Raw genomic sequence first — 8,563 nt, forward strand, 5'->3', positions numbered from 1 at the left:
ATTAAACCCGATAACAAATATCCAGAAAAACCACTTACCAATTATTTTTTTCATTCAAACGATAACCGACCATTTTTGGATACCAGTAAATCAAACCTGCAAAACAGGAGAATACGGTTCCGGCAATCAATACGTAGTGGAAATGTGATACTAAGAAATACGTATTGTGATATTGATAATCGGCTGCTGCCATCGCAAGCATAACCCCTGTAACCCCACCAATAACAAAGTTAGGTATGAAAGCCAGTGACCAAAGCATCGGTGTGGTGAAGGTTATTCGCCCTTTGTACATCGTAAAGAGCCAGTTAAATATCTTGATTCCTGTCGGTATCGCGATCATCATCGTTGTAATCGAGAAGAATGAGTTAACCGCTGCACCAGAGCCCATTGTAAAGAAGTGATGGACCCAAACTAGGAAACTTAGCAAGGAAATAACAACAACCGCTGCTACCATTGCTGGGTAACCAAATAGTTTCTTCTTCGAGAAAGTAGAAATAATCTCGGAGAATATACCGAATGCCGGCAAAATAACGATATATACTTCCGGATGTCCCCAAACCCAGAAGAGGTTGGCCCACATCATCGGAATTCCGCCATTTGCGAGCGTGAAGAATGCCGTTCCGAACAGACGATCGAACGTCATTAAAGCTAGCGCCACAGTAAGTACTGGGAAGGCAAACACGATAATTAAACACGTAATCAATGATGTCCACGTGAACATCGGCATCTTCATAAGTGTCATGCCTTTCGTTCGCATACGTAGAATCGTGACCATGAAATTAATCCCGGTCATCAGCGTACCAATACCGGCAATTTGAACTCCAAGTAAGTAGAAATTAATCCCATAACCTGGGCTAAATTCTTCGGCGAGTGGTGCGTAGTTTGTCCAACCAGCTGCTGGGCTACCACCGATTACGAAGGAAATATTGAATAGCATTGCCCCCATAAAGAATGTCCAAAAACTTAAATTGTTCAAGAATGGAAATGCAACATCGCGCGCACCGATTTGGAGCGGCACGACAACGTTCATTAGACCAATAACAAACGGCATCGCCATAAATAGAATCATAATCGTTCCGTGAGTCGTAAATACCTCATTGTAATGCTGAGCATCAAGAAACTCCATGCCTGGCATTGCAAGTTGGGTACGAATCATGAGGGCATCAACCCCACCACGGAAAAACATTAATACTGCTGCCAAAAGGTACATAATCCCAAGGCGCTTGTGGTCAACGGAAGCAATCCATTCCGTGAATAGCCACTTCCATTTCTTTGTATAAGTTAGTAACACGACGATACCAATGCTGACAAGAGCAATCGAAACTTGGGCTCCTAAAATCAGCGGGTCGCCGGTGATGATAAATTCATCTAAACGCATGTTGAAATACCCCCTTTTTAGTGTCCCGATTTGTGATCTGTTGCCTCATCGGTTTTGATTTCTTCACCCATTTTTTTCATTTCTTCATCGTAATGCTTGTCTTTCTTGTAACCAGTTCCATTTGGAATAATCATTGGTTCCATATCCATCTGCTCAAAGCGTGGATTTGTAATTGTAACCGGACGCGCTGGCAAAATTGGCTCTTTCGTTCTTGTGTCTTTTGCATGTGGATCGTGCGGATTAGTCAATTCGAAGCCGAATCGTTTATACGCATAAAAGACATACTCTGGATCTGCGGCTGGGTCAACAAACGCCATATGTGTACCCGCATAAGATTGTGGTTTCACATGGCCTGGTAATAATAATTTATCATAGCGGTCTTGCGATAGGGTTGGTGAATCAGCTTTTGTTTTTTGTGCCCATTTTTCGAAATCGGCTGGTTTTTGAGCAACAACATCAAATACCTGTCCTGCAAACCCTTCCCCGTTAAAATTCGAATTGCGTCCTTTAAACGTACCTGTTTCATCAGCTTGCAAGTATAAGTCCATTGTCATGCCACTCATCGCATATTTCTGTCCACCAAGTTGTGGCACCCAGAAACTCGTCATTGAATCTGCAGCGGTAAGTTTGAATAATACTGGTCGATCAGTTGGAATATGTACATAGTTTACAGTTTCAATCGACTGATCTGGATAACTAAAGAACCATTTCCAGTTTGCGCTAGTCGCATAAATAACAATTGGGTCTTTGTGTGAAGTAACCTCTGGCGCTTTTTCGTTCGCATAAATTGTTTGAACCGTTGGAATCGCTAGAGCAATAACAATTGCCACAGGAATCAACGTCCATAAAACTTCCAGTTTCGTACTACCGTGCATGTTTGGTTCGTAGTTGGAATGATCTTTTCTCTCGCGGTATTTCGTAATCATAATGACGAATAACACGAAAATCGTAAGTACAATGATAAGCATGAAAATAATCGAATAGATGATTAGATCGCTTTGACTTTGCGCTACTGGACCTTTTGGATCTAGTACCGTCAAATCACCACAGCCGCTAAGCAGTCCGACAAAGACCAGCGATACTGTAAGTAGCAATGACTTGAGCATTTTTGACACCCGAATCCCTTCTTTCCTTTTGATGTTTGTTGCTGTGTATTTTTGCGCAAAAATACAACATAACTCCCTAATTTAATGACCAGTGAAACTTCCCTAGTTGATAATATCATCAACTAGAATTGGTAACTTCCTCATCATTTCACAAACCTTTCATTCGTGAAATTATGAATTTGAAACTACATGTGCATACTCGTATATTATTATAGCTCATTTAGTATCTATATTCAAAGCATCGAGACAAGTTTTTTTATTCACAATCTCTGTTTCTAAAGTATAATCATACTTCTCACTTAAAAACAATTCGCTTCTAGTAACACTTCTTGTTTAGAAGCTACAGAAAGTTTTCCGTAGAATCGATATGGTAACATTGAAGTAACAATTCTATGTTATACTTTTTGAAGCAGATAGGAATAGCTATCCTTTCTGCAAAAAAAGAGAAAGTAGGAGATGTTATGCAAATGTTTATGTCAAAAAAAGCACTTTATGTTATTTTGCTGAGCGTTTTAACGTTGGCCTTAGTCCCTTTTTCCGCACATCCAGAAAAAGCTATGGCTAAAGAAGAGACTACTGTTAAAAAAGCACCTGACACAACTACTCAACTCAAAAACTTAGAAAAGAAATACCAAGCTACACTAGGTGTCTACGCCATCGATTCGGGATCTGGTGAGACATTCGCTCACAACGGCAATCAACGCTTTGCTTTTGCTTCGACAGTTAAAGCACTTTTAGGCGGGGTACTACTTAAAAACCTCTCTTGGGATGAGCTAAATCAAATAATTAAATATACCAAAGATGACCTAGTTAGCTATTCTCCCATCACAGAAAAACACGTAGATACAGGTATGTCACTGAAAGATATTATAGCAGCAGCAATTCAATACAGCGATAATACAGCCGCAAACCTTATGTTTAAACAGTTTGGTGGTCCGAAAGGTTTCGAATCTCAATTAAGAGAATTAGGCGACAAGGTCACAGACTCCTCTCGCTTGGAACCCGATTTAACGACTGCTATCCCTGGTGACATAAGAGATACTAGTACACCTAAAGCAATTGCTGAAACGTTTAAAAAACTACTACTCGACAGAAAAATAGCACCAGATAAATTAAAATTTTACAATGAAATTTTAACTGGAAATGCGACAGGTGAAGAACTAATTAGAGCCGGAGTCCCGTCCAATGTCAAAGTCGGTGACAAATCAGGCGCTGCTTCTTTTGGAACACGCAACGATATTGCCGTCTTATACCCACCTCACAGAGCACCTATTATCTTAGTTGTCTTTTCAAACAAGACGAATGAAGATGATGAGTACGATAATGCGCTGATTGCGGATGCAGCTAGAGTAATGAGCAATCATCTCGGATTATCGAATTAGTGTTGCCTAACTTCCAAAAAATATAAATATAGAGGATAGAACTTCCGTTTTCCTAAAACTAGGGGAGTTTCTATCCTCTTCTATACTGTAAAAAAACTACCTCACGTGATCTCCCACACCCCCTCGTCATTTCTAATTTTTTCATAAAACCAACATTTGTAACCGTTTTTCTTGCTTGTTTATGTTTGTTTATTTATAATAATACACATAAAACAACATATTTAAAGGAGGAATTCACATGAATCAACATAAAATGTACATTAATGGAGAGTTTGTTCTATCAAGTAACAGCGAGTTCGTTGACGTTATTAATCCTGCTACCGAGAAAATCATCTCACAAGTACCAAAAGCTACAAAAATGGACGCAAAAAGAGCCATTGACGCTGCTGAAGATGCACAAATTTCCTGGGAAGCTTTACCCGCTGTAGAACGTGGTGTTTATCTACATAAAATCGCTACGGAGATTCGGAAGCAAGTCCCAGAAATCGCTAAACTTATCTCAGAAGAGGTCGGAAAAACATTGGCTTTATCAGAAGTTGAGGTAAACTTTACCGCTGATTATTTAGACTATATGGCTGAGTGGGCGCGCCGGTACGAAGGTGAAATTTTGCAAAGCGATCGGCCAAATGAGCATATCTTTGTATTTAAGAAGGCCATTGGTGTCACAACTGGTATCCTGCCTTGGAATTTCCCATTCTTCTTAATTGCTCGAAAAATGGCCCCAGCACTGATTACCGGGAATACAATTGTCGTTAAACCAAGTGCCGAGTCGCCTAATAATGCTGTAGCCTTCACCAAAATTGTTGATCAAATCGGCTTGCCTAAAGGGGTCTATAATATGATTACTGGTCGTGGTGGTGAAATTGGTGATGAACTGGCAGGCAACCCTAAAGTTGGCCTCGTTTCTTTGACTGGTAGTGAGCCTGCCGGTCGAAAAGTAATGCAAGCCGCAAGTGAGAACATTACTAAAGTTAGTTTAGAACTTGGTGGAAAAGCACCGGCAATTGTTTTAAATGACGCTGATTTAGATTTAGCTGTTCAAGCCATTGTCGATTCCCGCGTCATTAACAGTGGCCAAGTCTGCAACTGTGTGGAGCGCATCTACGTTCAAGAAGATGTAAAAGAAGCCTTTACTACCAAATTAGTAAAAGCAATGGAAGCTGTACAATACGGCAATCCACTTACATCAGATAATATTGATATGGGGCCACTTGTTAGTAAAAGCGCCCAGCAGTCTGTTCAAGCAAAAGTAGACAAAGCCGTCGCGCAAGGTGCAAAAATTCTGTCCGGCGGGAAAGCTGGCGAAGGAACTGGATTCTTCTTCCAACCAACAGTTATTGGTGATGCAACAAATGATATGGAAATCATGCGCGAAGAAGTATTTGGCCCTGTTGCACCAATATGCACATTCAAGACATTGGATGAAGCCATTGAGTTAGCTAACGATTGTGACTATGGGCTAACTTCCTCTGTCTACACCACAAATCTAGATCGTGCTATGAAAGTCATTCGCCAACTAAAATTTGGTGAAACTTATGTTAATCGTGAAAACTTTGAAGCAATGCAAGGCTTCCATGCCGGTTTCCGCAAGTCAGGTATTGGTGGTGCCGATGGAAAACATGGTTTAGAAGAATATCTTCAAACACATGTTGTTTACTTACAATTTGACCAAAATATCCAATAAAAATATAGAAACCATCTGGCAAAGCAATATTTTGCGCTTTACCAGATGGTTTCTATTTATTTTGATACAACCGGAATATAAATTGTAAAATCAGTTTCTCGCAAATCTTCTAAATTAAAGTGGCCTGCAATGCCAACTGTTTCACTTTGTCCAATCTCACCGTAAGACTGGCCAATAAACCCATCAATTGCCGCTCGTTCCGTTTCTTTCGTCACAAATTTAGCATATTGCCCTTCCGGAAATTCAAATGATGTATCGCCATGATTAGCGCCCTCTTTTGCCACTAAATATGTTTGCACACCATCAATATTGGCATTTATACCAACAACTTCTTCCTTTGTCCCTGCAAAATCCGCCACCGCTGCTGCTTTGACCTCACTCATAACCGCAAATCCTTTTTGTGGATCAAATGCTGGAATTTCAACTCTCTTTCCTGAAAAAACGGCTCCACCTAACTGTACGATTTCAAATGACATACTATTTCCCTCCAAATGATTATAAATTTGTTATGATGTAACTATAGCATACGAATGTTGACAACTGTATGTCATCATTTTTATTTAAGGGGGAAATTCGATGAAAATTGAGCGGCTAATTGGGATTATTATGTTACTGCTGCAACGCGAACTCGTCAGTGCAGCAGAAATGGCAACGATGTTTGAAGTTACTAAACGAACGATTTATCGTGATATAGACACACTATCTATGGCCAATATCCCTATTTATACAATGCCTGGTGTAAAAGGTGGTATTGGGATTATGCCAACTTATAAAGTAGATAAGAAATTACTCACATCGGAAGATTTAACAGCTATCATCACTGGTCTAAGCGGTTTTGAACAGCTTTTATCCTCAAGTGATATCAAAAAAACACTATTAAAAATGAAAAATATGATGGGTCATACGAATGAAGGAGCAACTAGTGCTATCTCACTCGACTTTTCGACATTAGCAATGAAACAAGAGTTTAATGACAAAGTAGAAAGTTTACATTTAGCTATCAAGAAGCATCAATTTGTTACCCTAATCTACATTGATCGAGATGGTAATGAGACAATGCGTCAAATCGAACCCTATCATTTACTGTTTCGTAATCGCTCATGGTATTTACAAGGATACAGTGCAGAGCGAAAAGATTTCCGTACATTTAAATTATCGCGAATACTTAATTTGGAAGTATCCGCTAAAACATTCGAGCCGCGTCCATTTAGGCTAAAGCCATTTACTCCGTCCGGTGGGCGAGCATCCTTTCAAATGGCAGAAGTAAGCATAGTTATTGATAAAATAGCCCGTGAACAAATCGCATTACGTTTTGGTGCTGATACAATTGAACCGTTAGGCAAATCTCAGTTTCTAGCAAAAGTAATGCTTCCTAATCACGAAGCTGGCTATCGCTTTCTTTTGAGCCTAGGCAAGCATGTGACAATCCATAAAACAGGTGATTTTTATGATGGTTTTATATCATACCTAAAGCAAATTCAAAGCAAGTATGAGTAGAGCGTTATTTTTTACGTGCGGAAACAAGCAACATCATCGGACGACGCAGTTCATCCGGCATGTCTGGATGGCTAGCCAACATCGTTGCATCAGGCTCTGGTTCAACTAGACTAACCAACTCAAAACCGGTCTCAAGTAATGTATTCACATAGGTTGTTATTGTTTTATGATATTTTGTGACATCCTCTCCTAAAAAATTGGCTGTCCGCAAGCCTTCTGTAAAGTAACTATCTACCGGCCAATGTAGCTTATTGCCGTCTTCGTCATAGTACCAATCCTGTGTACCTTGCGCGGTAAAAACCGGATGCTCCACAGAAAAAACAAATGCCCCACCTTTCGTCAAACTGCGATTTATTTTGTGGCACATATCTGTAAATGATTCGATATAATGAAACGTCAGCGAACTAATAACGACATCAAAACTCGCGTCAGGAAAATCAATATCTTCTAACGCTTGTTGGATATAACTAATTTTTGGCGAGTCTGTTTTCTTCCGTGCTTCTGCGAGCATATTTTCTGAAATATCGACACCGACCGCGCGCTCTGCTCCGTTCTCAACAGCATACAGGCAATGCCAACCAAAGCCACAACCAAGGTCTAGTACCCGCTTCCCAGTGAAATCCGGCATCATTTTTTTTAAACGCATGCCACTCTCCAGCACCTTTCAACCCTTCTACAGAACGGTTCATTTTACTGTATTGTTCAAAAAATGCAGGATTATCATATTTATTTTCTTTCATCTTGTACACCTCTTTCTTTTTATGTATACAGTATAACAAAAAAATGATACCCATGAAATAGACGAGACTAGGACAACAATGTTCTGAATTGAAAAAATACGTATCGAAAATCCGACTTTAGATTTTTGATACGTATTTTTTCCATGCTACACATAAATCACAGACCCCAGTCATGTATCTTTCTTAGGCAAGTGCCTTAGTGATAAGTTACACGTCAGCGTTGCCGTCTCCATAACCACCAGCCACTAAGCAACAACCCTCCCCCAAGAAGGAACGGAGTGACTCCTGTATCACCTGCTGCTGGAAGCGTTAACGCAGAAGGCCCCGCTGAAGTAGCTGACACAGCTAGTTGTACGGGCTCTCCTTTCGGTGGAGTAGGTAACATCATAGCTTCCGTCTTATACGGCGCATGGTAATTCCCTGTTAACTTCTCTTCTGGTGCTAAAACATTTTCTAGGTTATCCGTGGGCTGTACTGTGATGGCACCTCCTATTTGTGCCTCATATACAAACGTGACCATTTGCGGTTCGTTCGTGAGATATCCCGTTTGATTCGCGGGCTTTTGCGTGAGGGTATATCCTGAAATAGCCTTAGCTTCCGCCGCATATGGCGCATCCACTTTTCCAGTCAGACGTTCCGAAGGGGCCACTTCCTTTCCAGTCGTATCCTGATACACCACCGTCACCGGCGCTGCTGTGGCTTTTTCATACACATATGTGACGGTTTGGGTGGCTTCTGTATACGTCCCCTTCGCATTCGCTGGGCTTGTGTCAACG

The 8,563-nt window shown here is 40.6% G+C and carries 6 protein-coding genes and 2 pseudogenes; 3 read left to right on the top strand and 5 right to left on the bottom strand.

Annotated elements, in window-relative coordinates:
* Both PROCOU_RS14745 and qoxA read right to left on the bottom strand, forming a co-directional pair.
* Positions 1-1,378, bottom strand: a pseudogene (locus PROCOU_RS14745) (cbb3-type cytochrome c oxidase subunit I); the annotation flags it as partial.
* Positions 1,379-1,395: 17 nt separating this feature from the next.
* The gene (gene qoxA / locus PROCOU_RS14750; RefSeq protein ID WP_036073841.1) at positions 1,396-2,493 is read right to left on the bottom strand and encodes a cytochrome aa3 quinol oxidase subunit II; all 1,098 of its coding nucleotides are present in this window, start codon (positions 2,491-2,493) and stop codon (positions 1,396-1,398) included.
* A 452-nt stretch (positions 2,494-2,945) separates the two neighbouring features.
* Between qoxA and bla the strand changes: the two genes are divergently transcribed.
* Positions 2,946-3,866 (top strand): class A beta-lactamase, encoded by a 921-nt coding sequence (bla, locus tag PROCOU_RS14755; RefSeq protein ID WP_036073853.1) that lies wholly within the window; start codon positions 2,946-2,948, stop codon positions 3,864-3,866.
* Between the two features lie 238 nt (positions 3,867-4,104).
* Complete coding sequence (gene aldA / locus PROCOU_RS14760; protein WP_036073844.1) at positions 4,105-5,550, top strand: aldehyde dehydrogenase; 1,446 nt, start codon at positions 4,105-4,107, stop codon at positions 5,548-5,550.
* Between the two features lie 56 nt (positions 5,551-5,606).
* Here the strand turns inward: aldA and PROCOU_RS14765 are convergent, their stop codons facing one another.
* A complete protein-coding gene (locus tag PROCOU_RS14765) occupies positions 5,607-6,026 on the bottom strand; it encodes an effector binding domain-containing protein (RefSeq protein ID WP_036073847.1) in 420 nt (139 codons plus the stop codon).
* A 100-nt stretch (positions 6,027-6,126) separates the two neighbouring features.
* Between PROCOU_RS14765 and PROCOU_RS14770 the strand changes: the two genes are divergently transcribed.
* Positions 6,127-7,047, top strand: coding sequence for a helix-turn-helix transcriptional regulator (locus PROCOU_RS14770; RefSeq protein WP_036073849.1), 921 nt, complete (start codon positions 6,127-6,129; stop codon positions 7,045-7,047).
* A 4-nt stretch (positions 7,048-7,051) separates the two neighbouring features.
* On the opposite strand, the pseudogene PROCOU_RS14775 reads toward PROCOU_RS14770, so the two are convergent.
* Positions 7,052-7,787, bottom strand: a pseudogene (locus tag PROCOU_RS14775) (class I SAM-dependent methyltransferase).
* Positions 7,788-8,001: 214 nt separating this feature from the next.
* A partial coding sequence (locus PROCOU_RS14780) for a MucBP domain-containing protein (RefSeq protein ID WP_036073851.1) occupies positions 8,002-8,563 on the bottom strand: 562 nt, incomplete at its 5' end.

Origin of the sequence: Listeria rocourtiae FSL F6-920, from assembly GCF_000525975.1 — a bacterium.
In the GTDB taxonomy this organism is placed as follows: domain Bacteria; phylum Bacillota; class Bacilli; order Lactobacillales; family Listeriaceae; genus Listeria_A; species Listeria_A rocourtiae.

Bases quoted from the DNA above. Each gene is read 5' to 3' on its own strand.
- bla (WP_036073853.1), top strand. From the start codon at position 2,946: ATGCAAATGTTTATGTCAAAAAAAGCACTTTATGTTATTTTGCTGAGC.
- aldA (WP_036073844.1), top strand. From the start codon at position 4,105: ATGAATCAACATAAAATGTACATTAATGGAGAGTTTGTTCTATCAAGT.
- PROCOU_RS14765 (WP_036073847.1), bottom strand. From the start codon at position 6,026: ATGTCATTTGAAATCGTACAGTTAGGTGGAGCCGTTTTTTCAGGAAAG.
- PROCOU_RS14770 (WP_036073849.1), top strand. From the start codon at position 6,127: ATGAAAATTGAGCGGCTAATTGGGATTATTATGTTACTGCTGCAACGC.